Here is a 26,082-nt window from a genome sequence, read left to right as displayed (position 1 = left end):
CGTGCGGCGCGAGGGGCTCCGGCGCCTGGCGGGTTGCTCAGCAGCTGAGGACGGGCTCCGCCCAGTCCGCGTGGTCGGAGTCGATGCCGTCGCCGCCGTCGGTGACGACGAGGCGCACCACCTCGGCGCCGCTGACGTCGGCGGCAATGGCCTGTGCGGGCTGCTGGTTGGTGAGGACGCCGGTCGCCGCGGCCTTCTCGCCGTCGGCCCAGACCTCGAAGGCGACGGTGCCCTTGAGGAGCTTCTCGTCGTCGAGGCCGACCTGTGCGGTCAGCCGCTCGCAGGCGCCGCCCGCGTAGTAGGCGACGTCGCTCTCGGCGTGGACGCCGAGCCCCTTGGCGTACACCTTGCCGTCGATGGTGAGCGGATTGCCGTCGCCCGCCCGGTTCTCGCCGTTGCTGGTGTCCTTCTCGACGGGGCCCCAGCCGTTGGTGGTGGAGATCCACGGCAGGTCGCTCAGGGCGGAGCGGCCCGCCGGCGGCGCGGTCACCACCTGGGCCGTCAGGGGCAGCGCGCTCTCGACCTGGCGGCCGCCCGGGCCGCGGTGAGTCGTCTTGAGCTCGAAGGCGTACGGGCCGGTGGGCGTGCCCGCGGGTGCCGTCACGGTCCAGGAGGTGGTGAGGGCCTTGCCGGTGGGCAGGACCGCCGCACTCGTGGGTGACGTCGCCTTGATCTGCCAGCCCGCGGGGCCGCTGAGGCGCGCGCGGACGTCGTGCGCGGGGGTGCGGCCGAGGTCGGTGACACGGGTGGTGAGCTTGTCGGGCTGTCCCGCCTCGACCAACGCGCTTCCGTCGAGGCCGAGTTCGACGGCCGGGGGCTTGTCGGCCCACGTGCCGTCGGCGGCGACGCGCACCAGGACGGTGCCGTGCGCGGGCACGGTCGCGGAGATGGCCCCCGCGGTGTTGAAGCTCTCGTGCTTCCACAGGTCGCGCAGGGTGTAGCCGGAGGCCTTCGGCAGGCCGACGGCCGTCGCGGTCGTGGCGATGCGCTGGGGGCTTCCGGTCTCGTTGAACAGCGCGACCGCGCGGCTGCCGTCCTTCATCTCCTTGGCGACGACCCAGCGCCCGCCGGTGGAGGAGAGGACGGTGCCCTGCTTGCCGAGCGGGTCCTGGTCGACGGCGACGACTTCCTTGTTGCCGAGGATCTCGAAGGTCTGCGGCGAGACCTTGCGCAGGTCGGAGCCGATGAGCAGCGGCGCGGCCATGATCGACCACATGGAGAAGTGCGTGCGGTACTCGGTGTCGGTCATGCCGCCGTTGCCGACTTCGAGCATGTCCGGGTCGTTCCAGTGGCCGGGGCCCGCGTAGCGCGCGAGCGGAAGGTTCCGCTTCATGATGGAGAGCATGGAGTTCCAGTTGTCGCTGATGTCGCCCGTCGTGCGCCACAGGTGGCCGACGTCAGCGGCCCACTCCCAGGGTTTGTTCTCGCCCCACTCGCAGATGCTGTAGACGATGGGGCGCCCCGTGCTCCGGGAGGCGGCCTTGAGGGCGTCGCGCATGGCGATGTAGCGCTCCTTGGCGTCCACGCCCTGGTTATTGCAGTTGTCGTACTTGAGGTAGTCGACACCCCACTCCGCGAACTGTCGGGCGTCGCTGCGCTCGTGGCCGAGCGCCCCGGGGAAGCCCGCCTGGTTGCAGGTCTTGGTGCCCGCGCTGGTGTAGATGCCGAGCTTGAGGCCCTTGCCGTGCACGTAGTCGGCGACGGCCTTGATGCCGCCCGGGAACCTCTTCGGGTCGGGCACGAGCTTGCCGTTCGCGTCGCGCTGCGGCAGGGCCCAGCAGTCGTCGAGGTTGACGTACTGGTAGCCCGCGTCCTTGAGGCCCTTGGACACGAAGAGGTCGGCGATCCCCTTGACCATCGCCTCGTCGAACTCGGCGCGGCAGTGGGTGGCGTTCCAGTTGTTGAAGCCCATCGGCGGGGTCAGCGCGAGGCCGTCGGGCAGCCGGGGCCCGTCGGCGCCCGCGGCCCGCGCGGCCTGCGGGCCCGGTGCCGCGCCCGCCACGGCGGGCGAGGCGAGCCCCGCCGCGCAGAGCAGCGCCGCGGCGAGGGATCCGACCACTCTTCGGCGGGATGTGCGGGTGGGAAGGTGACGCATCGTTACGTTCCTCCGTACTCGCGGAAGATGGGATGTCTCCAGGGACGTGTCACTCGTGCGCGCTTACGGTAGAGCGTGTTGAAGTCTGTTGGAAGAGGAGGGGTAACGGTTCGAGCATTCGGCGTCAGAACCCTTGACGGCGGTGACTCTGGGGAGTGAGATCCAAGCCTTGCGTTCGGTTGTGTTGGGTTGCACCCCGAGGAGGGGGACATGGCACAGTCAGATTTCACCGGGTCCCACGGTCCGACCGCCCCCCGGAATGTGAATGGACATCCGATGTCCCGCCGGACCCTCCTGCGCGGTACCGCCCTCGGCGCCGGGGCGGTGACGCTCCCCGCCCTGCTCACTGCCTGCGGCGACGGGCCCGGCGGCAACAAGAACGAGGTGACGGTGGGCTCCAACGCCTCGGACGCCGTGCCCAAGGCGGCCTTCGCGCAGGCCTTCACGGCGTACGAGAAGGAGACCGACAAGCGCGTCAAGGTCAACACCACAGAGCACAACGAATTCCAGCAGAACATCACGCGCTATCTGCAAGGTTCACCCGACAACGTCTTCATGTGGTTCGCCGGTTACCGCATGCAGTACTTCGCCGAGAAGGGACTGCTGGTCGAGATCAGTGATGTGTGGAAGGGCTTCCGGGGCTTTTCGCAGGCGCTGAAGGACCAGTCCACGCACGACGGGAAACAGTACTTCGTGCCGTACTACTACTACCCGTGGGCGGTGTTCCACCGGAAGAGCCTCTTCGAGAAGCGGGGGTACGAACCGGCCGCCAACTGGGACCAGTTCATCGCGCTCGCCAAGAAGATGCACAAGGACGGCACCCCCGTCGCCTTCTGCGACAAGGACGGCTGGCCCGCGATGGGCACCTTCGACTACATCGACCTGCGGCTCAACGGCTACGACTTCCACAAGCGCCTGATGGCGGGCGAGGAGGCGTGGACCGACCGGAAGGTCAAGAAGGTCTTCGACCTGTGGCGCGAACTCATGCCGTACTACCAGAAGGGCGCCCTCGGCCGGACCTGGGAGGAGGCCGGACAGGGCCTCCAGCGCCGCAGGACCGGCATGGCGGTGTTCGGCATGCCGCACCCCGGCAGCCAGTTCCCGGAGGGCGAGCGCGGCGACATCGACTTCTTCCCCTTCCCCGAGATCGACCCGCGGTACGGCCAGGACGCCGTGGAGGCTCCCATCGACGGATTCCTCATCCCGAAGAAGTCGAGGAACGTGGACGGCGCCAAGGACTTCCTGAAGTGGCTCGGCACGGCGGAAGCCGAGGACGTCTACCTCAAGGGCGACCCGAACAACGTCGCCGTCAACGAGGACGCGGACACGAGCAAGTACAGCCCGCTGCAGAAGAAGTCCGCCGAACTGGTCGCCAAGGCGCAGCAGATCTCCCAGTTCCTGGACCGCGACACCCGCCCCGACTTCGCCCAGACCGTCATGATCAAGGCACTTCAGGACTTCATCGACGACCCCAAGGACGTCGACGGTCTGTGCAACAGGATCGAACGGCAGAAGAAGGACATCTTCTCCACGTCCGTGAACTGAGTCATCCGTGAGCTGAGTCAGGGGAGCGCACTCCGTGCCGCAGAACACCGCACGGCGCGCCGGACGGCGTACGACACGGCGCTTCACACGCCGCGACATCGCCGTTCTCGGCGCGCTCTTGGGCCTACCCGTCCTGCTGGACGTCCTCATCGTCTGGGGCCCCGCCCTCGCCTCCGTCGGCCTGTCCTTCACGTCCTGGGACGGCATCGGGGAGATCCACTGGGTGGGCGGCGACAACTACGAGAACCTGGTCCAGGACTATCCCGCGTTCTGGCCCGCCGTCCGCCACAACCTGCTGTGGATCGCCTTCCTCGGACTCGTCGCGACGCCCTTCGGGCTCCTCCTCGCGGTCCTCATCGACCGGGGCATCCGCTTCAGCCGCTTCTACCAGTCCGTGATCTACCTGCCGGTGGTGCTCTCGCTCGCCGTCGTCGGCTTCATGGCGCAACTGCTGCTCGGCACCGACCAGGGCGTGGTCAACACCGTCCTCGGCAACGAGCAGGACCCCGTCGACTGGCTCGGCGACTCCGACATCAACCTGTGGATGATGATGCTCGCCGCGAGCTGGCGGCACACCGGTTACGTGATGATCCTGTACCTGGCCGGGCTGAAGTCCGTCGACCCCGAGCTGAAGGAGGCCGCGGCGATCGACGGCGCGAACGAGCGCCAGACCTTCTTCCGCGTCACCTTCCCCACCCTGCGCCCCGTCAACGTCATCGTGGGCGTCATCACGGTCATCGAAGCGCTGCGCGCCTTCGACATCGTGTACGCGGTGAACAAGGGCCGCAACGGCCTGGAACTGCTCTCCGTCCTCATCACCGACAACATCATCGGGGAGGCCAGCCGCATCGGCTTCGGCTCGGCCATCGCGGTCGTACTGCTCGGCGTCTCGCTGGGCTTCATCGTGACGTTCCTGGTCCAGGAGCTGAGAGGAGCGCGCGAGAAATGACCGCGGACCTGAAGTCCACGACACGGGCCGGCGAGGTGACGCCGAGCCTCCGGGGCGCCGCGCCGAGGCCCCGTCCGCGCCGGGGCAGATACGGCGTCCACATCTTCCTGTCCGCGGTCTGCCTGGCGTTCGTCGCCCCGCTGCTCCTCGCCGTCTACGCCAGCCTGCGCCCGTACGAGGAGACCGCCCGGGACGGCTACTTCTCCTGGCCCGACAAGCTGTCGTTCGCCTACTACCGCGAGGCCTACACCGCCTCCGGCATGGGCAAGTACTTCACCAACACGCTGATCATCGCCGTGCCCGCGGTGCTCGTCACGCTGTTCCTCGCGGCCTTCGTCGCCTTCGCGGTCTCCCGTCTGCACATCCGCGGCGGCCTCGCGCTGCTCATGTTCTTCACGGCGGGCAACCTGCTCCCGCCGCAGGTCCTCGTGACCCCGCTCTACGTCCTCTTCCTGAAGATCGACCTGCCCTGGTGGATGTCCGACTCGATGACCCTCTACGACTCGTACTGGGCGGTCATCCTCGTCAACATCGGCTTCCAGGTGGGCTTCTGCGTCTTCGTCCTCGCCCAGTTCATGCGCACCCTGCCCAAGGAGATCCTGGAGGCCGCGGTCGTCGACGGGGCCGGGGTGTGGACCCAGTTCTGGCGCATCACCCTGCCGCTGTGCCGCCCGGCCCTCGCGGCCCTGGCCACCCTCGAATTCACCTGGATCTACAACGACTTCCTCTGGGCCCTCATCTTCATCTCCAACCCCGACAAGCTCCCCATCACCTCGTCCCTGAACAACCTCCGCGGCCAGTTCTTCACCGACTACAACCTCCTGGCGGCAGGCTCCGTCCTGGTGGCCCTCCCGACGATCCTGGTGTTCCTCCTCCTGCAACGCCACTTCATCGCGGGCCTGACCTTGGGGTCGAGCAAGGGCTGAGGCGGGCCTGGTGCTTCGGGCACCGGCGGCTGACCCACCGACCTGAAACAGCGCACCCCGGCAGGTCCGTGCCGGGGTGCGCTGCGACCGTACGGGCCCGGGCGAGGGCGAGCGGGCTACCGCCGACGCCGGATGGAGAACCAGACGCGGAGCGCCGCCAGGCCGAGAACCACGACCCCGGCCGTGATCCGCAGCCACGGAGGGATGGCTCCCGCTTCGGGGAGGAAGAGGGCCAGGGAGTTCACGTGGGGCGTCCTCGTCTCGGTCGCGGCTCGTCCGAGCCCGTGGTCCCGGATCGCACCGTCAGGGGGCGGACGGGCCGCGGGGTGCCGGGGTGTCGTCCGGCTTGGTGGGGGTCGCGGTCCAGAGCTGGGCCGCGAGGGCGTCCACCTCGGCCTGCGGCAGGCCCGCCCGCACCGTGATCACGCCCTTCGTTCCGTCGGGGAACACCGCCTCCCGCATCTCCACGCCCAACCGGCCAGGCACAGGCTCGTCAGCCATGACATCCCTCTCGACGACTGGACCTCCACGACTACCACGAAGATCCCGCCGGGTTGAGGAGGCGTCCAGCCGGGCGTGGCGATCCGGCACCGGCCCTGCCGCAGGTGCCGGTCGAAGGAGCGGCCCCGGTCAGGGCGTGGTCGACGCCTGCTTGAAGACCTCGTAGACGGCGAGGTAGTTGTGCTCGCCGTAGCCCTGACGTATCGCGCGTTCGGCGACCTCGTGCATCAGCCGTGGCAGGTCGGTGTGGACGCCCTGCTCCGCGCTGGCCCGCGTGATGTGCTCCAGGGCGTTCGCGTTCATCACCAACGTGCCGAGCTCGCCGGGGTAGTCGGCCTTGTCCAAGGCGGGCGCGTACCGGGCGAGCATCGGGTCGAGGACCGTCGGCGCGAACCAGTCGAGGGCGAGCTTCGAGAAGTCGACCGCGGACACCCCGGCGGAGCCGACCAGGGCGGAGGCCTGGAGGAAGCCGTTGACGCTCGCGTACATCATGTGCAGCAGGGCCGTGTTGTACAGGACGGCCAGGGCCGGGTCCGTGCCGAGGAAGCGCGGGTCGCCGAGGCTCGCCAGGGGTGCCAGGTGCTCGTCGAAGACGACGCGGTCGCCGCTGTACAGGAACACCGCGTCGGGCCGCCCCACCAGCGGCGGCGGCACCATGATGGCGCCGTCGAGATAGCCGGCGCCCAGCTCGGACGCCCAGGCGACGGCCGCGCGGACCTCCTGTGGCGTACCGGAGTTGAGGTTCACCAGGGCGCGGCCCCGCAGGGCGTCGTGGGCGGGGGCGAAGACCTCGTACATCGTGTCGTAGGTGTTGAGGCACATGAGCGTGACGGGGCTCGCGGACACCGCGTCCGTGATGCTTGGGGCGAGCCGCGCGCCCTGGGCGACGAGGCCGCTCGCCCGTTCCTCGGTGCGGTTCCAGACGGTCGTGGGGTGGCCCTTGGCCAGCAGGACCTCGGCGAGGACCAGGCCCATGGGGCCGAGGCCGACGACGGAGACGGGGGCCGGGGTGGTCGTGGCTGCTGATGCTTCGTGGTGCGTCATGCGGCCTAGACTGCTCTCTCACATCGATGTGAGAGTCAACGGACGTGGTGGTGATCACATGCGCATGGGGGAGTTCTCCCGGCGGACCGGCGTCAGCCAGCGGCTGTTGCGCTACTACGAGGAGCAGGGCCTGCTCGCTCCCGCGCGGCGGCCCAGTGGATACCGCGAGTACACGGAGGAGGACGTGGTCACCGTGCGCGGCATCCGCGTCCTGCTGGCCGCAGGCCTCAACACGGCCACCATCGCGGAGCTGCTGCCCTGCATGATCGACGACGACGGCGTCCTCGCCCCCGGCTGTTCCGGGATGCTGCCGGACCTCACCAAGGAGCGCGACCGCATCGACGAGGCCGTCGCCGGTCTGCTCGCCGCCCGTGCCCGTCTCGACGAGATCATCGACGCGACGGTGCCGGGCGCGCTCGCCGACCCGGACGCCTGCTACGCGGGCGCCGCGCCGGATGCCGCGTGACGTGTGCGCTCTGCGTGGCGCCGGGGCCCGAGGCGGGCGGCGAATCGCGGGTGGGGCGGGGGTGTGCCACGGTGGAGACACACTCCGGCTCGGGCACAGGCCCTGACCAGCAGGGAGAGGAGCACGCATGTCCTCGAAGCGACGCCGCAAGAAGAAGGCCCGCCGCAAGCACGCGGCCAACCACGGAAAGCGTCCGCAGTCCTGACCCGGCCGGGGCGGCTTCGGGCCGCCCCGCCCGGTCCGACGGCTACGTACCGGGCCCCGGCGGCTCCAGTGCCTCGCGCACCGACGCCACCGGCGCGAGGATCACCCGCAGGCCGGTGATGCCCATGACGCGCAGCGCCATCGGATCGCTGCACACGACCCGCAGCTCGGCGCCCCTCGACGTGAGGCGGCGCCGCGCCCGCATGAGCAGGGCGAGGCCGGAGCAGTCGATGAACGTCGTGTGGGTCAGGTCGATGACGACGGTCTCCGCGGAGCCCGCGATGACGGGATCGAGTACGGGCACCGCCTGCTGGAAGCCCACGAGGTCGACCTCGCCGCGCAGTTCCACCACGACGCCGCCACCGGACTCGTACACCCGAGGCGGTAAGTCCGGAATCTCGCACGCGAATTCGCGCAGTTCGTCCTGATGCACTAATCCCCCCAGGGCGGGCCCCGACCGGGCTGCGAGGCCGGGGTGGATGCCGTGAAGCAACCGGAATGAGGAGGTCACCAGGGGCCGGGGTGCCTGGCCGATCACGGTAGCGGGCGGGGACCCGCCCCACAGTGCGGGAACGATTCGTGGGGTGGCGGTGCCACTCGATGGGGCGAAGTTGCCGCGAGAGACTTGACATGATCTGGCGGCTTTTGGTCTGGCGTCGGCGGCGCTCATCAGGTGCTGGTTTCCGTGGCACTGTGTAGCGGGCAAGCCACTTGGGGCCAACAGAAGAGGGGGAAACGTGATCGTCTGGATCAATGGGGCGTTCGGTGCGGGAAAGACATCCGCCGCACGGGAACTGATCGAGCTGATCCCGAACAGCGCGCTGTTCGACCCTGAGGTCATCGGCGGCGCCCTGCCGCAGCTGCTGCCCGCCAAGCGACTCGCCGAGGTGAGCGACTACCAGGACCTGCCGATCTGGCGACGCCTCGTGGTGGACACGGCGGCCGGACTGCTCGCGGAGCTGGGCGGGGTCCTCGTGGTGCCGATGACGCTCCTGCGCCAGGAGTACCGGGACGAGATATTCGGGGGGCTCGCCTCGCGGCGGATACCGATACGCCATGTGGTGCTCGCCCCGGACGAAACGATCCTGCGCAAACGCATAGCCGGACGCGAAGTCCCCCCGGACCTGCCCGATGGCGAACTGCGCATTCGCCAATGGTCGTTCGACCACATCGAGCCCTTCCACACCGCGCTCGCCGTCTGGCTGGGCGCGGACGCCCACCGCGTCGACACCAGCGCCCTGACGCCGTACGAGACGGCCGAGCACATCGCCGACGCGGTGCGCACCGGAGCCGCCCCCGTCTGCGAGATCGTGCAGACCCCGCAGCCCACCGCCGAGACGCTGGCCGCGGGCGTGCTGCTGTTCGACGAACGGGACCGGGTGCTGCTCGTCGATCCCACGTACAAGGCGGGCTGGGAGTTCCCCGGTGGGGTCGTGGAGCGCGGCGAGGCGCCCGCGCACGCCGGTGTGCGCGAGGTCGCGGAGGAGACCGGCATCCGGCTCACCGGGACTCCCCGCCTCCTCGTCGCCGACTGGGAGCCGCCGCTGCCGCCCGGCTACGGCGGGATGCGCTTCCTCTTCGACGGCGGCGTCCTCGACGGCGCCGAGGCCGAGCGCCTGCTGCTGCCGGGACCCGAGCTGCGCGACTGGCGCTTCGTCACCGAGGAGGAGGCCGCCCGGCTCCTGCCGCCGGTGCGCTACGAGCGCCTGCGCTGGGCCCTGCGCGCCCGGGAGCGGGGCGTTCCGCTGTATCTGGAGGCCGGGGAGCCGGTGGGCGACTGAGCCCGCGCGGGCGCCGGGCGCGCGGCAGGTCAGGCGGGCAGTCGTCGAGGAGCGACACCCCCAGGGCCGTGACCGTGTGCAGGGCCGGCTCTCCCGTGCGCGGCATCGCGTCGTGGCGCACGGCGTCGCGGGAGGCCATGCCGACCGGAAGCACGCGGCGAAGCCGAAGGGCGCGTTCCGGCGGCGGGAAACCGTCATCGTGCTCGCGGACGGCGAACGCGCGCTCAAAGCGCGCTTGCCCCGGGCCGCTCGGGCGGGACGCGGGGCGCCCGCGTCCCGCCGTCCGGAGCTGTCCCGCCGTCCCGAGCGGGACCGCGAGCCGCTCGCGGAGCTCACTCGCGTCCAGGCCGTGGCCCTGGCAGGGCGGAGGCGGTCATCGGCCGCTGAGGGCCGCCGCCCCCGCCCGTCCCGCCCAGGCGGTGTCAGGCGCGCGCATACCGCGCCGCCGACTCCCGCAGGACCGCCGACGCGTCCGCGCGGACCGGATCGCCGTGACCGAAACACGCCATGTCCGAGTCAAGGGCGGCGAGCCGGTGGAACGAGGCGACGGCCTGCGCCGCGTCCTGGTTGAACACGCCGAGGAGCACGCCCGTTTCGGGGGTGCTGGCGATGGCGTCGCCGGTGAACAGGACGCCGTGCTCCGGCAGGTGCAGGCCGATGCTGCCCCGGGTGTGCCCCGGGGCGCCGACCACGTGGGCGCCCCCGCCGAAGGGCAGGACGTCGCCGTCCGTCACCTCCTTCACCTCGGCGGCGTACACCCGCTGCTCGGTCGGCTTCGGCACGTTCTTCGACGCCTCCGTGAAGATCGGCACCTCCCAGTCCTCCAGGACGGGCGCCGGGCCCGGGACCTCGCCGCGCACCATGGGCGCGTCCAGGCGGTGCGCGAGGACCGTGGCGCCGGTGAGGGCCGCCACCTCGCCCGCGCCGCCCGCGTGGTCGCTGTGGAAGTGCGTCAGGACGACGCGCCGCACGTCGCGGGGGCGGAGCCCGAGACCCTCGATCGCCTCCACGACGGCCGGACCCGAGCCGGGGGTGCCCGCGTCCACGAGGGTCAGCTCGTCGCCGTCGCGCCACAGATAGGCCTGGCCGACGAAGAAGCGGAAGAGGTGCAGCTGGGGCCGGAGTTCGATGATCTCGATCGGGTTCATGCGGTGACCGTAGGGACGGCGCGGCCTGCGGAGCGAGCGCCCTTCGCCCGGAGCGTACGGGTTCTGCTTCCGGCAGAGCGGCCCGGCCGGAGCCCGCGCCGGGCTCAGAGCGCGCACGTGTGCACCGGGTCGCCGTCCGGGCGCGGCACCGTGCGGCCGCGCGGGGGCGCCGTGCCGTCCTCCACCCAGGCCGTCAGGGCGTCGAAGGCGTCGCGCGCGCACGGCAGCAGGGGGCGGACGAGGTCCGGGTGCGCGGCGTACTTGCCCCCGGTGATCCGGTAGTAGCGGTGGAGCGGGCCGCGCCGGGCCGCGTCGACGAGCCGCGCGTAGCGGTCGGAGCCGGGCCCGATGGGGATCAGGGCGTCCAGGGTGCCGTGCACGGTCAGGAGCGGCCGGGCGATGCGGCCGGTCAGCGCGAGCCTGCCCACGGTGTCGTGCACCGCGCGGGGGCGCGCCGCGTAGTCGTAGTCCGTGTCGCAGCCCCGGCCGGTGCCCTCGGGGCAGAACGGCGTACCGGCCTCGGTGGCGCCGTCGTAGCCGGGGTCGACCTCCTCGCGGAACAGCCGTTGGAAGGTGTCCCACTGCGTCCGGTAGTGCGTGTCCCACAGGGGCTCGGACTCCGGCGGGTACCCCGCGGCGGCCAGCGCCTCGCGTGCGCCCGGCTCGCCCGCGCGAAGCCGTGGGTAGGCGCGCAGCGCGGGCGGCAGCGTCGAGAGGAGGTCGGGCGCGTCGCGGGTCAACAGGACGCCCTCCCAGTCGAGCCCGCCGTCGTACAGCCACGGGACGTTCTCCAGCTGCCAGCGCACCAGGTAGCCGCCCATGGACATGCCCGCCGCGTAGGTGCGCCGGGGCGCGCGGCCGTAGTGCCGCGCCGCGACCCGCTCCGCGGCGACGGTCAGCTGCGTCAGGCGCCGGTGCCACTCGGCGACGGCGTCGCCGGGGCGTGCGCCGTCGCGGTACAGCGCGGGCCCCGTGTTGCCCTTGTCGGTGGCCGCGAACGCGTAGCCCCGCGCCAGGACGTGGTCGCCGATGGTGCGGTCGTTGGCGTACTGCTCCCGGACGCCGGGCGGCCCGGCCACGACGAGGCCGCCGTTCCAGCGCTCGGGCAGACGGATCACGAACTGGCTGTCGTGGTTCCAGCCGTGCGTGCCGTTGGTGTGCGACGAGTCGGGGAAGTAGCCGTCGAGCTGCACGCCGGGCACGCCCGACGGGCTGCGGGTGCCGGGTGCCACCAGGCCCGTCCAGTCCGCCGGGTCGGTGTGGCCGGAGGCGACCGTACCGGCCGTGGTGAGGTCGCGCAGACAGGCGGCGACGGTCTTCTCGGCGCCGGGGACGCGCAGCCGCCCGCCGGGGCAGGCTCCCGGCGGCGGCGCGGTCGTGGTGGCGGGGGCGAGCATCGCGAGCAGCAACGCCGCGGCGATGGCGGCCAGATGACGGATCATGCGCGAGGCTCCCGGTTCTCGTCGTGGGCCCGGCCGCGGACAGCGCCGGGGCAGCCAGACCCTAGGGAGCGGCCGGGGGCGGCGGTCAGTGCCGGACGGCCGGAGCGGCGGCCACTCTCCCGGGCGGCGGCCAGCCGTTCGGCACGTGCCGAACGGCCAGAGCCCCTACGGGAGCCCCCGAAGGGGCGTGGCCCGCCGCCCGCCCCCAGTACCGTGACCCGCACGCCGTGTGGGGGAGGGCGGATGACGACCACGCCGTGGCATCCGAGGGAGCCGTCGCCGGTGCGACCGGGCCACGCTCCGCCCTGGGTGGCCTCCGTGCTCTACGCGGCCGTGCTGTTCGCGGGCGTGTACTACGACCTCGTCGGGGACGAGCCCCAGGCCCCCGCGCGCACCACGGGATTCGTCGCGGCGCTGGCCGCACTGTTCGCCCTGGACGCGGCCGAGCGGCGGCTCCACCGGCGTTCGGGCGTCGCGCGCGGCCTCGCGGCGGGCGTGCTCCTCGCGCGCGTGGGTCTCTTCTTCGCGGTGACGGCCTGCGACAGCGCGGGCCTGTCGCGGGCCTTGTTCGTGCTCGTGCCCTTCACCGCGTACTTCGCCTTCGGGCGGCGCGTGAGCCTCGCGCTCGGTGCGGGCTGCGCGGGCGTGCTGCTCGGCCGCTACGCGCTGACCTCCGACGGCTGGTACACGGACGCCGAAGCGATCTCCGACCTGCTGATGTTCGCCCTCGTCCTGGTGCTGACGGTGTCCATGGCGGCCGTCGCGACGGGGGAGCAGGACGCCCGGTGGCGCCTGGAGTCGACGGTGCGCGAACTCGCCGGCTCCCAGCGCCGGTTGCGCGCCTACGCCGCCCGGGTCGCCGAACTGTCCACGGCCGAGGAGCGCAACCGGCTCGCCCGCGAGATCCACGACAGCATCGGCCACCACCTCACGGCCGTCGCCGTGCAGGTGGAGAAGGCGGAGGCGTTCCGCGACCTCGACCGCGCGGAGTCCGACCGGGCCCTGGCCGCCGCCCGCTGGTCGGCGCGGCGCGCGCTGGACGAGGCCCGCCGCTCGGTGCGGGCCCTGCGCGAGGAGCCGGAGCCGTTCTCGCTCTCGGACGCGCTCACGGACCTCGTGCGGAACGCGGCCGACGGCGGCGGCCCGCACGTCACCCTCGACATCGCCGGACAGGAAACGGGATACGGGGAAGGCCAGGTGACCGCGCTGTACCGTGCGGCCCAGGAGGCCCTGACGAACGCCCGCCGCCACGCGGACGCGGCGCACGTCCACCTCCACGTGGCGTACGGACCGGCCGCCGCGCGCCTGACCGTCACCGACGACGGCCGCGGCCTCCCCGACCTGGCCGCCGCGCGGGCCGCCCCCGGCGTCGGCCTGCGCGGCTTGCGCGAGCGGCTCCAGCCGCTCGGGGGCGCGCTGCGCGTGCGGAGCGCGCCGGGCGAGGGCACCACGCTCACGGCGACGGTGCCCCGAATCCCGCCGGTGCCGGGCGTCGCGGACGGCGCCGAGCCCACAGCGCCTACGGGGTGAAGCCGATGAACTCCCCGGCCCCCGACGGCCCCGACGCCGTGCGCGTCCTCGTCGTCGACGACCAGGAACTGGTCCGCGAGGGCATCGCGTCCCTGCTCGGCATCCAGCCCGGCATCCAGGTGGTCGGCACGGCCGCCGACGGCGCCGGGGCGGTCGACGCCGCGCCGGCGCTGGCGCCCGACGTGATCCTGATGGACGTGCGCATGCCGGGCATGGACGGCGTCACGGCCGTCGCCGCCGTCAGTGACCGCGCTCCCGCCTGCAAGGTCGTCATGCTGACGACGTTCGACGACGAGGACTACGTGGTGCGCGCCCTGCGGGCAGGGGCCGTCGGCTACCTCCTCAAGAGCCTGCCCGCGGCCGAACTCGCCGACGCCGTACGGCTCGCACACCGGGGCGTGGCCCCGCTCGACCCGGCGGTCACCCGCCGTCTCGCGGCCGCGCCGCCGCCCGCCGGGGCGCCCGGGCCCGTCGTGGAACCGGGCGGCCCGCCCACCGCCCGTGAGATCGAGATCCTGCGGCTCGTCGCCGCCGGGGCCACCAACCGCGAGATCGCGGCCGCGCTCTACCTCAGCGAGGGCACCGTCAAGAACCACATCTCGCGCATCCTGACCCGCCTCGGCCTGCGCGGCCGCGCCCAGGCCGCGCTGTACGCCCGCGACCGCGGTCTGCTGTAGGACCCGGGGCCTTGCGCTGCGGGTCAAGGATTCCTGCGCTCCGTGCCGACGACACGAGGGGGTGCGGCCGGGCACGGTAGGGCTCCGGAGGGGGAGCCGGAGCCCGGGGCCGCGTTCGCGGCCCCGGGCATCGGGGTGGGGTCAGGCCCCGGTCGCGTACCGCTGCAGGAACAGGGCCTCGGCGACCGACATGCGCTCCAGCTCGTCCGGCGACACGCTCTCGTTCACGGCGTGGATCTGCGCCTCGGGCTCGCTCAGGCCGATGAGGAGGATCTCCGCCTCCGGGTACAGCGCGCCCAGCGTGTTGCACAGCGGGATCGAGCCGCCCATGCCGGAGGCCTGCATCTGCCGGCCGTCGTACGCCTCGCTGAGGGCGGCCGCCATCGCCTCGTACGCGGGGCTGGTGACGTCCGCGCGGAAGGCCTGGCCCTGGCCGACCTGCTCCGTGCGCACCCGGGCGCCCCACGGCGTGTGCGCCTCCAGGTGGGCGCGCAGCAGCTTCGTCGCCTCCGCGGCGTCCACGCCCGGCGGCACCCGCAGGCTGATCAGCGCCCGCGCGCCCGCCTGCACGGACGGGGTCGCGCCGACGACGGGCGGGCAGTCGATGCCGAGCACGGTGACGGCCGGGCGCGCCCAGATGCGGTCGGCGACCGTGCCCTCGCCGATGAGGCCCACGCCGTCGAGGACCTTGGCGTCCCTGCGGAAGTCGTCCTCGGCGTACTGCAGGCCTTCCCAGACGCCGGTGCTGTCGAGGCCGTCGACCGTCGTCGAGCCGTCCTCGGCGCGCAGCGAGTCCAGGACGCGCACGAGGGCCGCGAGGGCGTCCGGGGCCGCGCCGCCGAACTGCCCGGAGTGGAGGTTGCCTTCGAGCGTGTCGACCTCCACGCGCACCAGGGTCATGCCGCGCAGGGTCGCGGTGACCGTCGGCAGTCCGGCGCGGAAGTTGCCCGCGTCGCCGATGACGATGGTGTCGGCGCGCAGCAGGTCGGGGTGTGCCTCGGCGTACCGCTCCAGGCCGCCCGTGCCCTGCTCCTCCGAGCCCTCGGCGATGAACTTCACGGCCACGGGGATGCCGCCGTTGGCTTTCAGGGCGCGCAGGGCGAGCAGGTGCATGACCACGCCGCCCTTGCAGTCGGCGCTGCCGCGGCCGTACCAGCGGCCGTCGCGCTCGGTCAGCTCGAAGGGGGGCGTGGTCCAGCCGGACTCGTCGAGCGGGGGCTGGACGTCGTAGTGCGCGTACAGGAGCACCGTCGGGGCGCCCTCGGGGCCCGGCAGGTAGCCGTACACCGACTGCGTGCCGTCCGGGGTGTCGAGGAGCGCGACGTCCTCGAAGCCCTCGGTGCGCAGGGCGTCGGCCACCCAGCGCGCTGCGGCCTCGCTCTCGCTCTTCGGATACTGCTCGAAGTCCGCCACCGACTTGAAGGCCACCAGCTCGGTGAGCTCCGCCTTCGCCCGCGGCATGAGCGAAGCGACGGTCTCGGCGATCGGATGCGACGGCATGGGCACGCTCCTCGTAGGTGCGACGTTGTCCTTGGGGACGGGTGACGCGGTTCGCGGTGGTCTCGGGTGCGCCGCGCGCGTGGCCTGTGGGCACGGTGCGTGCGGTGTGCACGTTGCTGATCCTCCCACAGGAGGATCGCGCGGGCGTGCGCCGTAGGATGCCCTCCAGAGAGCAAGGACAGCGCGGCCAAGACGGGGATCAGGAGCGTAAGACCAACGTGAGCAGCGAGAAGTCAGCGGACGACCCGCGGCAGGTGTGGGACGTCGTCGTGGTCGGCGCGGGCCCCGCGGGAGCCTCCGCGGCCTATGCGGCGGCCGTCGCGGGACGCAGCGTCCTGGTCCTGGAGAAGGCCGAACTGCCGCGGTACAAGACGTGCGGCGGAGGCATCATCGGCCCCTCGCGGGACGCGCTGCCCCCGGGCTTCGAGCTGCCCCTGCGGGACCGGGTGCACGCGGTCACGTTCACCCTGGACGGCAAGTTCTCCCGCACCCGCCGCTCGCGGAAGATGCTCTTCGGGCTCATCAACCGGCCGGAGTTCGACCAGCAGCTCGTGGAGCACGCCCAGAAGGCGGGTGCCGAGGTGCGCACCGGCGTCACCGTGGCGCGCGTCGAGCAGCACGGCCCGGCCGTGCCGGACCGGCGCACGGTCGCGGTCGTCCTCCAGGGCGGCGAGACGGTCCTGGCGCGCGCGGTCGTGGGCGCCGACGGCAGCGCGAGCCGCATAGGAGCGCACGTCGGGGTGAAGCTGGACCAGGTGGACCTCGGCCTGGAGGCGGAGATCCCCGTGCCCGCGACGGTCGCCGAGGACTGGGCGGGCCGGGTGCTCATCGACTGGGGCCCGATGCCCGGCAGTTACGGCTGGGTGTTCCCCAAGGGCGACACGCTGACCGTCGGCGTGATCTCCGCGCGCGGCGAAGGTGCCGCGACGAAGCGCTATTTGGAGGACTTCATCGCCCGGCTCGGCCTTTCGGGCTTCGAGCCGAGCATCTCCTCCGGTCACCTCACGCGCTGCCGCAGCGACGACTCGCCGCTGTCCCGCGGCCGGGTCCTGGTGTGCGGCGACGCGGCGGGCCTCCTTGAGCCGTGGACCCGCGAGGGCATCTCGTTCGCGCTGCGCTCGGGCCGTCTCGCGGGGGAGTGGGCGGTGCGCATCGCGGAGGCGCACGACGCGGTGGACGCCCGCCGCCAGGCGCTGAACTACGCGTTCGCCGTCAAGGCGGGCCTCGGCGTGGAGATGAGCGTCGGGCGGCGCATGCTGGCCGTCTTCGAGCGGCGTCCGGGCCTCCTGCACACGGCGATCACGGGCTTCCGCCCGGCGTGGAACGCGTTCGCGAAGATCACCAGCGGCCGGACGACGCTCGCCGAGATCGTGCGCACGCACCCGATGGCGGGCCGCGTGCTCGGCAAGCTCGACCGGTAGCGCCGAGACCGGGGCGGGCGGCGGGCACAAGGACGCCCCGCGCGCCCGCCCCGACGGCCCCGCTCCCACGCGTGCGCCCGTGCCGCACGCCCCCTGGAGGGAAACGCGTGGAGCGGCCGAGTGCGGTGATCGGCTTGTGAAGAATGAGAAGTCGTCTAGCGTTTCGCATGAAGGTTTCTCCAACTCGCCATGGGCATAGGCTGGTTAGCTCGGATGAGGGGGCTCCACACATGCCGTCGCACTCGAAGATCCTCGTCGTGGACGACCACGAGGATTACCTCTTCGCGCTCGAAAGCGCGCTGGCTCCGCTCGGCTATGAGACGACGTGCGCGACCAACGGGGACGACGCCCTCAAGGAGATACTCCGCGGCCACATCGCCGTGGCCCTGCTCGATGTGCGCATGCCCGGCGTCGACGGTTTGGACGTGGTGCGTTACGTACGGGGCGTGGAGCAGACGCAGCTCCTGCCGATCATCCTCCTGACCGGCTTCGACGTGAGCCAGGAGCTGTCGGCGACGGCCCTGCGCCTCGGCGTGGCCGACATCGTCGTGAAGCCCGTCGACCCGTGGACGCTGCGCACCAAGGTGCGCTACCTCTACGACACCTACCAGCGGCTGCGCGCCCTCCAGGCCGAGGTCGACGGCTATCGCTCCCGGAGCCTCGACGGCGTGCGCCCCGCCGCGGGCAAACCGGCCCGCCGGGGCGGGCCCAAGCCGCCGTCCGACTCCCCCGCCGCGCCGGACGCCGTACAGGTCCGCGTGCCCTCCCAGCCCAAGGGGCCGGCGCGCCGAAGACCGCTGCCGACGGACTGACCGCCGGGCGCGCGCGTGGCGTACTCCGCCGGGAGTACGCCTGATCGCCACGCCTGGCGGACGCCCGGCGCCCCGGCCGCCGTCTAGCGTGGCCGCCATGGACGAACAGCGCGGACGCGGGTGTCCCGGCCCGCCCCGGAGCGGACCACCGGTGTGGCGGCAGGGGCCGCCGTGGTGGCGGTGGCGGGGCGCCGACGAGCCTGCCGCGGCCGGGCGCCGCCTGCCCTGGCTGACGACCGTGCTGCTCACGGTGTTCATCCAGATCGGCACGGGCTTCGCGGCGCACGGCCAGCCCGAGCGCGAGGGGGTCGACGCGTTCGCACGGGCGCTGCTCCTGCTCGCGTCGGGCCCCCTGCTGCTGCGCCACCGCCGCCCCGTGGCCGTGGCCTACGTCACCGCCGTGGTCACCCTGGTCTACCTGGGCGCCGGATATCCGTACGGGCCCGTGCTCCTCACGGTCGCGGTCGGCTGCTTCGCGGCGGTCGTCGCGGGGCACCGGCGGGCGGCGTGGGGCGCCGTCGGCCTGTGGTGGGCCGGGCAGATCCTGGTCACGCAGGTGCTGTACCGCTGGCTGCCGCCGGACGGGGACGGGGCGCTCGGCTGGGGCGAGGAACTGGTCGTCGCCGTCTGGGTGGTGGCGACCGTCGCGGTCGCGGAGCTGGCCCGCACCCGCCGCGAGCAGTGGGCCAAGGAGCGCGCCGAGCGGGCGCTCGCGGCCCGGCGCCGCGCCGACGAGGAGCGCCTGCGGATGGCCCGCGAGCTGCACGACGTCCTGGCCCACAGCATCTCCGTCATCAACGTGCAGGCCGGTGTGGGCCTCGCCCTGCTCGACTCCGACCCCGAGCAGGCCAGAACCGCCCTGACCACGATCAAGGCCGCCAGCAAGGAGGCCCTCGGCGAGGTCCGCCAGGTCCTCGACACCCTGCGGGCCCCGGGAGCCGCCCCGCGCGCCCCGGCCCCGGGCCTGGACCGGCTGCCCGAACTCGTCGAGCAGGCGGGGAGCACCGGCCTGACGGTGACCGTCACCAGGGAGGGCCGCGGCGGCCCGCTGCCGCCCGGCGTGGACCTGGCCGCCTTCCGCATCGTCCAGGAGGCGCTCACCAACGTCGTACGCCATTCCGGTTCGCGGCGGGCCCGTGTCCTGGTGCGCCACGCCCCGGGCTGCGTGACCCTGCGCGTCGACGACGACGGCCCCGCCACCGGCGCGGACGCGGGCGGCAGCGGCAACGGCCTGGCCGGCATGCGGGAGCGGGCCGCCGCGCTCAAGGGCACCATGGAGGCGGGTCCGCGCCCCGACGGCGGCTTCCGCGTGACGGCGGTGCTGCCCACCACCGGTGCCGCACGGCCCGGCCGGGACCGGCACGACGACCAGTGAGCACCACACCCCAGGAGGCCCCGTGATCCGCGTACTGCTCGCCGACGACCAGTCGTTGGTCCGCGCGGGGTTCAAGGCGCTGCTCGACGCCCAGGCGGACATCGAGGTGGCGGGCGAGGCCCCGGACGGCGAGGAGGCGGTGCGCAAGGTGCGGGAGCTGCGGCCCGACGTCGTCCTGATGGACATCCGCATGCCGCTGCTCGACGGCCTGGAGGCCACCCGCCGGATCACCGGAGAGCCGGACCTCGACGGCGTCCGGGTGGTCATGCTCACCACGTTCGAGCTCGACGAGTACGTCTTCGAGGCGATCCGCTCCGGTGCCTCGGGCTTCCTGGTGAAGGACACCGAGCCCGACGAACTGCTGCGCGCGGTGCGGGCTGTGGTCGCGGGCGACGCGCTGCTCTCGCCCGGTGTGACGCGCCGCCTCATCGGGGAGTTCGCCGCGCGCTCCAAGGAACCGGCGGCCGCCGGGGCGCTCGCCGACCTCACCGAGCGGGAGCGGGAGGTGATGGCCCTGGTCGGCATCGGCCTGTCCAACGAGGAGATCGCGCGCCGCCTCGTCGTCAGCCCGCTCACCGCCAAGACGCATGTGAGCCGCACGATGGTGAAGCTGGGTGCCCGCGACCGCGCCCAACTGGTCGTCCTGGCCTATGAGTCGGGCCTGGTCCGCCCCGGCTGGCTGGGCTGAGCGGGCAGGCCGGGAAGGGCCGCGCGGCGCGCCCGCCACCGCTCGGCGAAGCGCCACAGGACGGTGACGACGCGGACGACGAACACGAGGGCGGCGAGCGTCACGCCCACGACCGTGAGCGCCCGCGCGGTGCCGCCCGACAGGCCGAAGACCAGGATGGGCCCGCCTGCGAGGGCCATGAAGACGAGCGCGGCGGCCGCCGCCGCGCTCGCGAGCGCGTATCCGATCTCGACCGTGACCGCGTCCCGCTCGGCCTGGCTCCGTCGGCCTTGTCCGACGGTGTCCCCCATGTCATTCATACGGGGAGTGTCACAGGGCCGGGGCCCGGCGGGCAAGAAACCGCCCGCCGGGCCCCGGGGCCGGTCGTGGTCAGTCGCCGACGGTGACCCGCTCGCGCGGGGCGTCCGTCCGCGGCTGCGACGAGGCGACGGGAATCGTCCGCTGCCTGCGCCGCGCGCGCAGGCCGGTGAGGTTGATGAGCAGACCGGCGACCGCGAAGGCCGTCACCAGGACCAGGCCCGGGCGGTAGCTGTCGAGGACCTCCGCGGGCGAGGCGCCGGTCTCGGGCGCACCCTTGCCGGAGGCCGTGATGACCGCGGTGGTGATCGCGAGGATGACCGCGCCGCCCACCTGGATCGAGGTGTTGAGCAGGCCCGAGACCATGCCCTGCTCGTGGTCGGCCACGCCGTTGGTGGCCTGGATGTTGAGCGAGGGGAAGACCAGGGCGCACGCGACGCCGAGCAGCACCATCGAGGGCAGGATGACCGCGACGTACGTCGGCGTCAGGTCGATGCGCAGGAACAGCGCGTACGACGCGACGAGCAGCGCGAAGCCGGTCACGATGACCCGGGTGGTGCCGAACCGGTCGATGACCCCGGCGATCTTCGTGGCGGACAGGGCCACGATCACGCCCGCGGGCAGGAAGGCGAGCGCCGTCTCCAGGGCCGACCAGCCGAGCAGCGACTGGAGGTACTGGGTGGCGATGAACTGGAACGAGACGTAGCCGCCGAAGAACGTCACCGCGCCGAGCTGGGCGCGGACCTGCGCCCCCGAGCGCAGGACGCCGAGGCGGATCAGCGGGCTCGCGGTGCGCAGCTCGATGGCGACGAAGGCGGCGAGGAGCACCGCCACGGCCAGGAACGACAGCAGCGTGCGGGCGGAGGCCCAGCCGACCTCGGGGGCCTGGACGACGGTGAAGACGAGCAGCAGCATCGACGCCGTGCCGGTGACGGCGCCCGGCACGTCGTAGCCGCCGCGGTTCGCCTCGCGGGCGGAGCGCGGGATGAGCTTGAGACCGGCGACGAGCGCGATGACGGCGATCGGCGCGGGCAGCAGCATGGTCAGGCGCCAGCTGACCTCGGTGAGCACGCCCGACAGGACGAGGCCCAGCGAGAAGCCGGTGGCGGCGCAGGTGGTGTAGATGGACAGGGCGCGGTTGCGGACCGGGCCCTCGGCGAAGGTCGTGGTGATGATCGACAGGCCCGCGGGCGCGGTGAACGCGGCGCTCAGGCCCTTCACGAAGCGGCTGGCGATGAGCAGCGGCCCGGAGTCGACGAGCCCTCCGAACAGGGAGGTGACGGCGAAGACGCCGAGGGCGATGAGGAAGACCTCGCGGCGGCCGAGGAGGTCGGCGGCGCGGCCGCCGAGCAGCAGCAGACCGCCGTAGCCGAGGATGTAGCCGCTGACGACCCACTGCAGGGACGAGGTGGAGAGATCCAGGTCCGAGCCGATGGAGGGCAGGGCGACGCCGACCATCGAGACGTCGAGGGCGTCCAGGAACATCGCGGCACACAGGACGAGCAGCGTGCCCCACAGGCGTGGGGTCCAGCGCTCCGCCGACGCGGAGGCATGGGGGACAGGGGAGACCGGTGAAGTCATGCGGAGCACAGTACATGCATATGCATTGACTGCAAGTGCATTTAATTCCGATGCAATAATCCCTTCAGTTCTGCTACGGTGCCGCCATGGCGGCGACGAAGGCCGAGCCCCCGGCGGAGGCCGAGCAAGGGCTCGTGGACGAGTGGCGGGAGATCCTCGCGGTGCACGCGCGCACCCTCTGCGAGCTGGACCGGGAGCTGCATCCGCACGGTCTGGGCGCGAGTGACTTCGAGGTGCTCGACGTGCTCGCCGCCGGGCACTCCGCGGGCGGTGGCGGCGGCTTCCGGGTCCAGGACATCGCCTGCCAGGTCCACTTGAGCCAGAGCGCCCTGTCCCGCCTCGTCGGCCGCCTGGAGAAGGACGGCCTGGTCGAGCGCGGCATGTGCAGCGAGGACCGCCGCGGCGTCCTCGTCTGTCTGACTGCCAAGGGGCGTGCGCTGCACGCCGAGGTGAAGCCGGTGCAGCGCGCCGTGCTCACCCGCATGCTGGCGGCGCCGGACGCCTGACGGCGGCTCGGGGCGGGCCCGGGCCGGGCCCGCGGCCCAGGCCGTCAGTCGACCCCCGCCGTCTCGCGCCACAGCGTGGCGAGCGCGGTGTCGCCCGTGATCTGCGGGAACGGCAGCCGGTTCCACAGGGCCAGATACAGATACGCCGCCTGACCCGCGACCTCGCAGTCGGCCGGCACGGTGTCGCCGTGCTCGGTGACGGGCACCTCCGCGGACAGATGGACCGTCCACGCCTCCTTCGCGTCGGTGGCGCGGATCCGCAGCACGCGCGGCTCCGGCGTGCGCAACCGGCTCTTGGGCCGGGCGTGGAAGCCGCGGAGCAGCTCGTCGATGCCGTCCACCGCGAAGTCCGTGCCGACGGCCGTGGGCGCGCCGCCCCGGGCGGACTCGGCGTCCACCCGGTGCACGGCCGTCTCGTTGGCCTGCCGCCGCGCCCAGAAGGCCAGCGGTGACGGGGCGGGCAGGAACGTCCAGCACTGCAGCTCGGACGGGGCGGCGGTGAGCGCGGCGACGAGCTGTGCGTGCCCCTCGCGGAACCACGCCACGAGGTCGGCGCCGTCCAGGCCCGGCTCCTCCCCCAAGGGGCGGAACGAGGGGTGCGCGTCGGCGACGAACGCGGCGGCCCAGCGGTGCACCACGCCCGTGTGCCGCACCAGGTCACGCATCTGCCACCCGGGGCAGGTGGGCACGGCGGCACCGGTTCCCGCCTCCTCGGCGGCGCGGGCGAGCAGCCGCCCTTCCCGGTCGAGGATCTCTATGTGCTCGGCAATCTCCATGCGGGGATTGTGCAGGACGGTCCGGCCCTCGCGTGGGGGAAGCGATGCCCGGGTTCGCGCCGGGACGAAAGGCGCTTGCGGGCCGGCGCGGGGGCGCGAGCGGGGGCGGGCGCGGCGGTGGAGGGCGCCGCACCCACCTCCCCCGGCGGGCTCAGGCGTCGCCCCGCGCCGCGGACGTGCGGCCCGTCGCCCCCGCGATGCCCGCGGCGAGCGCCGCGAGGACGGCCACGCTGGTCAGCGCCACCGGCAGGGAGAACCAGTCCGCCATGAAGCCGATCGCGGGCGGGCCCAGCAGCATGCCGCCGTAGCCGAGGGTGGACGCGGCCGCCACCCCGCCCGGACCGGCGAGCGCGCCGGCGCGCTCGATCGCCACGGGGAAGATGTTGGCCAGGCCGAGGCCCGTGACCGCGAACCCGGCGAGCGCCGCGCCCGTGGAAGGGGCGAGCGCGCCGAGGAGCATCCCGGCCGCGGCGAGCAGGCCGCCGCCGACGACGGTGCGGGTGCCGCCGAGGCGTTCGAGGAGGGCGGTGCCGGACAGACGGCCGATCGTCATCGCGAGGGCGAAGCACGAGTAGCCCGCCGCGGCGACGCCGGGGTGCGCGTCGAGGTCCTGCTCCAGGTGGAGCGCGCCCCAGTCGGCCAGCGCCCCTTCGCCGTAGGCCGTGCACAGCGCGACGAGCCCGAAGACCAGGACGAGCACGCGCGCGCCGCCGCGGCCGGACCCGGGCGGCGCGGACGCCCGCGACCCGGCGGCGGCCGGGGCCCGAGGCACCTCGTACCGCAGCAGCGTCGGCGCGGTCACCGCCGTGACGAGGAGGCCGATCAGGGCGAGCCCGAGCAGGTGCCGGGTGGGGGAGAGGTGCCCGGCGACCAGACCGCCGAGGCCCGCCCCGATCATGCCGCCCAGGCTGAACGCCGCGTGGAAACTGGGCATGACCGGCCGCCGCAGTGCCCGGACGAGATCGACGGCCGCGCTGTTCATGGCCACGTTGATGCCGCCGTACGCGGCGCCGAAGAGCAGCAGGACCAGGCCGAGGGCGAGGGCCGAGTGCGTCAGCGGGGGCAGTGCGACGCTCAGCGGCATCAGCACGCCGCACGCCACGGTCACCGGGTGGCTGCCGAAGCGCGTACACAGCCGCCCCGTCAGTGTCATCGTCACCACGGCCCCCGCCGAGACCCCGAGCAGCGCGAGCCCCAGCGTGCTCGCCGACGCCCCGGTCTGCTCCTTGATGGCGGGGATGCGGACGACCCACCCGGCGAAGACGAAGCCGTCGAGGGCGAAGAACACGGTGAGGGCGGCCCGCAGCCTGCTGAAGTCGTGGGACGTGGCCTCGGACGCCTCTGACGTGGTTTTGTTTAGTAGCGGCACAAACTCAGCGTAGGGCCGCACCCCGGTCGGGGACAAGGCGGTCGTCCGGGGCGCGGCCGCCGCGCGGTGAGCGGGGCGCGAGGGGCCCCGGCGCGGGGCCGGAGTGCCGCACTTCGGAAAGAGGCGGACGAAACCGTGGATCACGGGCAGGCGAAGGGCGCGGGAAGGCCGGATGGCGACGACGGAACGGCGAGGTGGCGTACGGATCATGGGAGACTCGCCCTCATGAACGGGAAGGCTGCCACCGGGGGTGAGGCGCGTACGCGCCTGGAGCGAGGGCGTACCGCGCTCGGCCCCGCACTCGAACTCGTCCACACCGGGCGCGCACCCACCCGAGCCGTCCTCACCGCCGAGTTGGGCGTCACGCGCGCCACGGCGGGCGCCGTCGCGGCCGAGTTGGAGGCGCTCGGCCTGATCAGCGTCGACGCGAAGCCGAGCGCCGCCTCGGGGTCGCAGGGCCGCCCCTCGCACCGCCTTTCCGTCGCGGGGGCCGGTCCGGTCGCCCTCGCCGCCCAGGTGCACGCCGACGGCTTCCGCGCGGCGCTCGTCGGCCTCGGCGGCGAGATCGTCGCCACGACGCCCGGCTGCGAGACGATCGACGCGGACCCCGCGCAGGTGCTCGGCACGGTCGTCGACGAGGGCGCGCGCCTGCTGCGCGAGACCGGGAGGCGGTGCGTCGGCGCCGGACTCGCGGTCCCCTCGGCCGTCGCGGAACCGGAAGGCACCGCCCTCAACCCGCTGCACCTGGCCTGGCCCGCGGGCGCGCCGGTGCGGGAGATCTTCGCGGAGTGCGTACGCCGGGCCGGGGTCACGGGCCCCGCCTTCACCGGCAACGACGTGAACCTCGCGGCGCTCGCCGAGCACCGGCACGGCGCCGGGCGCGGCGCCCGCGACCTGCTGTGCGTGGCGACCGGGCACCGGGGGGTCGGCGGCGCCCTGGTCCTGGACGGCCGCCTGCACACCGGCAGTTCGGGCCTCGCCCTCGAAGTCGGGCACCTCACGGTGCACCCGGAGGGACGCCCCTGCCACTGCGGCAGCCGCGGCTGTCTGGACGTGGAGACCGACCCGCTCGCCTTCCTGACGGAGGCCGGGGTCAGGCCCGGCCCCGAAGGGCTGCTCAACCAGGCGCGCACGCTGTTGGCCGAGCACTACGCCGACCCGGCGGTGCGGGTGGCCGCCGAAGCCCTGATCGACCGTCTGGGCCTCGGCCTCGCGGGTCTGGTGAACATCCTCAACCCCGACCGCATCGTCCTCGGCGGCCTGCACCGCGCGCTGCTCGACGCGGACCCGGAGCGGCTGCGCGCGGTCGTCGCCGACCGGAGCCTGTGGGGCCGCAGCGGCGGGGTGCCGATCCTGGCCTGCACCCTCGACCACAACAGCCTGGTGGGGGCCGCCGAGCTGGCCTGGCAGCCGGTGCTCGACGACCCCCTGGGGGCGCTGGGTTAGGAG

26 protein-coding genes are annotated in these 26,082 nt (G+C 73.2%); 14 read left to right on the top strand and 12 right to left on the bottom strand.

Annotated elements, in window-relative coordinates; genetic code table 11:
• Positions 1-37: 37 nt before the first annotated feature.
• Positions 38-2,095, bottom strand: a complete 2,058-nt coding sequence (locus AC5WAM_RS04570) for an NPCBM/NEW2 domain-containing protein (RefSeq protein ID WP_495521663.1) — start codon at positions 2,093-2,095, stop codon at positions 38-40.
• Positions 2,096-2,371: 276 nt separating this feature from the next.
• Between AC5WAM_RS04570 and AC5WAM_RS04565 the strand changes: the two genes are divergently transcribed.
• From AC5WAM_RS04565 to AC5WAM_RS04555, 3 genes are read left to right on the top strand one after another with little or no spacing between them, the layout of a single operon-like run.
• On the top strand, positions 2,372-3,640 hold the full coding sequence (locus tag AC5WAM_RS04565; RefSeq protein ID WP_495521662.1) for an ABC transporter substrate-binding protein: 1,269 nt from the start codon (positions 2,372-2,374) through the stop codon (positions 3,638-3,640).
• Between the two features lie 34 nt (positions 3,641-3,674).
• On the top strand, positions 3,675-4,589 hold the full coding sequence (locus tag AC5WAM_RS04560) for a carbohydrate ABC transporter permease (protein ID WP_495521661.1): 915 nt from the start codon (positions 3,675-3,677) through the stop codon (positions 4,587-4,589).
• Positions 4,586-5,515: a carbohydrate ABC transporter permease gene (locus tag AC5WAM_RS04555; RefSeq protein ID WP_495521660.1), complete on the top strand. Its 930-nt coding sequence runs from the start codon at positions 4,586-4,588 to the stop codon at positions 5,513-5,515. Before AC5WAM_RS04560 ends, AC5WAM_RS04555 begins: the two co-directional genes overlap by 4 nt.
• A gap of 116 nt (positions 5,516-5,631) precedes the next feature.
• Here AC5WAM_RS04555 and AC5WAM_RS04550 read toward each other — a convergent pair whose 3' ends face one another.
• The 3 genes from AC5WAM_RS04550 to AC5WAM_RS04540 form a co-directional block, all read right to left on the bottom strand.
• Positions 5,632-5,760 (bottom strand): hypothetical protein, encoded by a 129-nt coding sequence (locus tag AC5WAM_RS04550; RefSeq protein WP_366792073.1) that lies wholly within the window; start codon positions 5,758-5,760, stop codon positions 5,632-5,634.
• Positions 5,761-5,818: 58 nt separating this feature from the next.
• Positions 5,819-6,016, bottom strand: coding sequence for a hypothetical protein (locus AC5WAM_RS04545; RefSeq protein WP_366792072.1), 198 nt, complete (start codon positions 6,014-6,016; stop codon positions 5,819-5,821).
• Positions 6,017-6,145: 129 nt separating this feature from the next.
• Positions 6,146-7,060, bottom strand: coding sequence for an NAD(P)-dependent oxidoreductase (locus AC5WAM_RS04540; protein ID WP_495521659.1), 915 nt, complete (start codon positions 7,058-7,060; stop codon positions 6,146-6,148).
• 58 nt (positions 7,061-7,118) lie between these two features.
• On the opposite strand from AC5WAM_RS04540, the gene AC5WAM_RS04535 reads away from it, so the two are divergent.
• Entirely contained in the window at positions 7,119-7,526 is a 408-nt protein-coding gene (locus AC5WAM_RS04535; protein WP_495521658.1) for a MerR family transcriptional regulator, read from the top strand.
• A 127-nt stretch (positions 7,527-7,653) separates the two neighbouring features.
• Positions 7,654-7,731 (top strand): 50S ribosomal protein bL37, encoded by a 78-nt coding sequence (locus AC5WAM_RS04530; RefSeq protein WP_375256634.1) that lies wholly within the window; start codon positions 7,654-7,656, stop codon positions 7,729-7,731.
• Between the two features lie 42 nt (positions 7,732-7,773).
• Here AC5WAM_RS04530 and AC5WAM_RS04525 read toward each other — a convergent pair whose 3' ends face one another.
• A complete protein-coding gene (locus AC5WAM_RS04525) occupies positions 7,774-8,106 on the bottom strand; it encodes an STAS domain-containing protein (RefSeq protein ID WP_495521657.1) in 333 nt (110 codons plus the stop codon).
• Positions 8,107-8,467: 361 nt separating this feature from the next.
• Here AC5WAM_RS04525 and AC5WAM_RS04520 point away from each other — a divergent pair, with 361 nt between their 5' ends.
• Positions 8,468-9,511 (top strand): NUDIX hydrolase, encoded by a 1,044-nt coding sequence (locus AC5WAM_RS04520; RefSeq protein ID WP_366792068.1) that lies wholly within the window; start codon positions 8,468-8,470, stop codon positions 9,509-9,511.
• A gap of 422 nt (positions 9,512-9,933) precedes the next feature.
• Here the strand turns inward: AC5WAM_RS04520 and AC5WAM_RS04515 are convergent, their stop codons facing one another.
• Positions 9,934-10,650 carry an MBL fold metallo-hydrolase gene (locus AC5WAM_RS04515; protein WP_495523502.1) on the bottom strand — a complete coding sequence of 239 codons (717 nt, stop codon included), beginning with the start codon at positions 10,648-10,650 and terminating at the stop codon, positions 9,934-9,936.
• Positions 10,651-10,763: 113 nt separating this feature from the next.
• Positions 10,764-12,101, bottom strand: coding sequence for a tannase/feruloyl esterase family alpha/beta hydrolase (locus tag AC5WAM_RS04510; RefSeq protein ID WP_495521656.1), 1,338 nt, complete (start codon positions 12,099-12,101; stop codon positions 10,764-10,766).
• 243 nt (positions 12,102-12,344) lie between these two features.
• Between AC5WAM_RS04510 and AC5WAM_RS04505 the strand changes: the two genes are divergently transcribed.
• Positions 12,345-13,631 (top strand): sensor histidine kinase, encoded by a 1,287-nt coding sequence (locus AC5WAM_RS04505; protein WP_495521655.1) that lies wholly within the window; start codon positions 12,345-12,347, stop codon positions 13,629-13,631.
• Between the two features lie 5 nt (positions 13,632-13,636).
• Positions 13,637-14,308: a response regulator gene (locus tag AC5WAM_RS04500; protein WP_495521654.1), complete on the top strand. Its 672-nt coding sequence runs from the start codon at positions 13,637-13,639 to the stop codon at positions 14,306-14,308.
• Between the two features lie 141 nt (positions 14,309-14,449).
• Here AC5WAM_RS04500 and AC5WAM_RS04495 read toward each other — a convergent pair whose 3' ends face one another.
• Complete coding sequence (locus AC5WAM_RS04495; RefSeq protein WP_495521653.1) at positions 14,450-15,808, bottom strand: dipeptidase; 1,359 nt, start codon at positions 15,806-15,808, stop codon at positions 14,450-14,452.
• Positions 15,809-16,026: 218 nt separating this feature from the next.
• On the opposite strand from AC5WAM_RS04495, the gene AC5WAM_RS04490 reads away from it, so the two are divergent.
• From AC5WAM_RS04490 to AC5WAM_RS04475, 4 genes are all read left to right on the top strand, one after another.
• Complete coding sequence (locus tag AC5WAM_RS04490) at positions 16,027-17,229, top strand: geranylgeranyl reductase family protein (protein ID WP_495521652.1); 1,203 nt, start codon at positions 16,027-16,029, stop codon at positions 17,227-17,229.
• A 230-nt stretch (positions 17,230-17,459) separates the two neighbouring features.
• Positions 17,460-18,041: a response regulator gene (locus AC5WAM_RS04485; protein ID WP_366792061.1), complete on the top strand. Its 582-nt coding sequence runs from the start codon at positions 17,460-17,462 to the stop codon at positions 18,039-18,041.
• 97 nt (positions 18,042-18,138) lie between these two features.
• Positions 18,139-19,416, top strand: coding sequence for a sensor histidine kinase (locus AC5WAM_RS04480; protein WP_366792060.1), 1,278 nt, complete (start codon positions 18,139-18,141; stop codon positions 19,414-19,416).
• A 22-nt stretch (positions 19,417-19,438) separates the two neighbouring features.
• Complete coding sequence (locus tag AC5WAM_RS04475) at positions 19,439-20,104, top strand: response regulator (RefSeq protein WP_366792059.1); 666 nt, start codon at positions 19,439-19,441, stop codon at positions 20,102-20,104.
• Here the strand turns inward: AC5WAM_RS04475 and AC5WAM_RS04470 are convergent.
• Positions 20,065-20,403 carry a DUF6332 family protein gene (locus AC5WAM_RS04470; RefSeq protein ID WP_495521651.1) on the bottom strand — a complete coding sequence of 113 codons (339 nt, stop codon included), beginning with the start codon at positions 20,401-20,403 and terminating at the stop codon, positions 20,065-20,067. The genes AC5WAM_RS04475 and AC5WAM_RS04470 overlap by 40 nt on opposite strands.
• Positions 20,404-20,473: 70 nt before the next feature.
• Complete coding sequence (locus AC5WAM_RS04465; RefSeq protein WP_366792057.1) at positions 20,474-21,982, bottom strand: MFS transporter; 1,509 nt, start codon at positions 21,980-21,982, stop codon at positions 20,474-20,476.
• Between the two features lie 86 nt (positions 21,983-22,068).
• Between AC5WAM_RS04465 and AC5WAM_RS04460 the strand changes: the two genes are divergently transcribed.
• Entirely contained in the window at positions 22,069-22,488 is a 420-nt protein-coding gene (locus AC5WAM_RS04460; protein WP_366792056.1) for a MarR family winged helix-turn-helix transcriptional regulator, read from the top strand.
• 44 nt (positions 22,489-22,532) lie between these two features.
• On the opposite strand, the gene AC5WAM_RS04455 is transcribed toward AC5WAM_RS04460, so the two are convergent.
• Together AC5WAM_RS04455 and AC5WAM_RS04450 are read right to left on the bottom strand one after the other, a co-directional pair.
• On the bottom strand, positions 22,533-23,264 hold the full coding sequence (locus AC5WAM_RS04455; protein ID WP_495521650.1) for a maleylpyruvate isomerase family mycothiol-dependent enzyme: 732 nt from the start codon (positions 23,262-23,264) through the stop codon (positions 22,533-22,535).
• 151 nt (positions 23,265-23,415) lie between these two features.
• Entirely contained in the window at positions 23,416-24,633 is a 1,218-nt protein-coding gene (locus AC5WAM_RS04450; protein ID WP_495521649.1) for an MFS transporter, read from the bottom strand.
• Between the two features lie 225 nt (positions 24,634-24,858).
• On the opposite strand from AC5WAM_RS04450, the gene AC5WAM_RS04445 reads away from it, so the two are divergent.
• Positions 24,859-26,079 (top strand): ROK family protein, encoded by a 1,221-nt coding sequence (locus AC5WAM_RS04445; RefSeq protein ID WP_366792053.1) that lies wholly within the window; start codon positions 24,859-24,861, stop codon positions 26,077-26,079.
• Positions 26,080-26,082: the final 3 nt, after the last annotated feature.

It is taken from the genome of Streptomyces sp. JLYT201, from assembly GCF_059448825.1.
The sequence above is the reverse complement of the archived record's forward strand: the minus strand, read 5'-3'. Positions and strand labels throughout refer to the sequence as shown.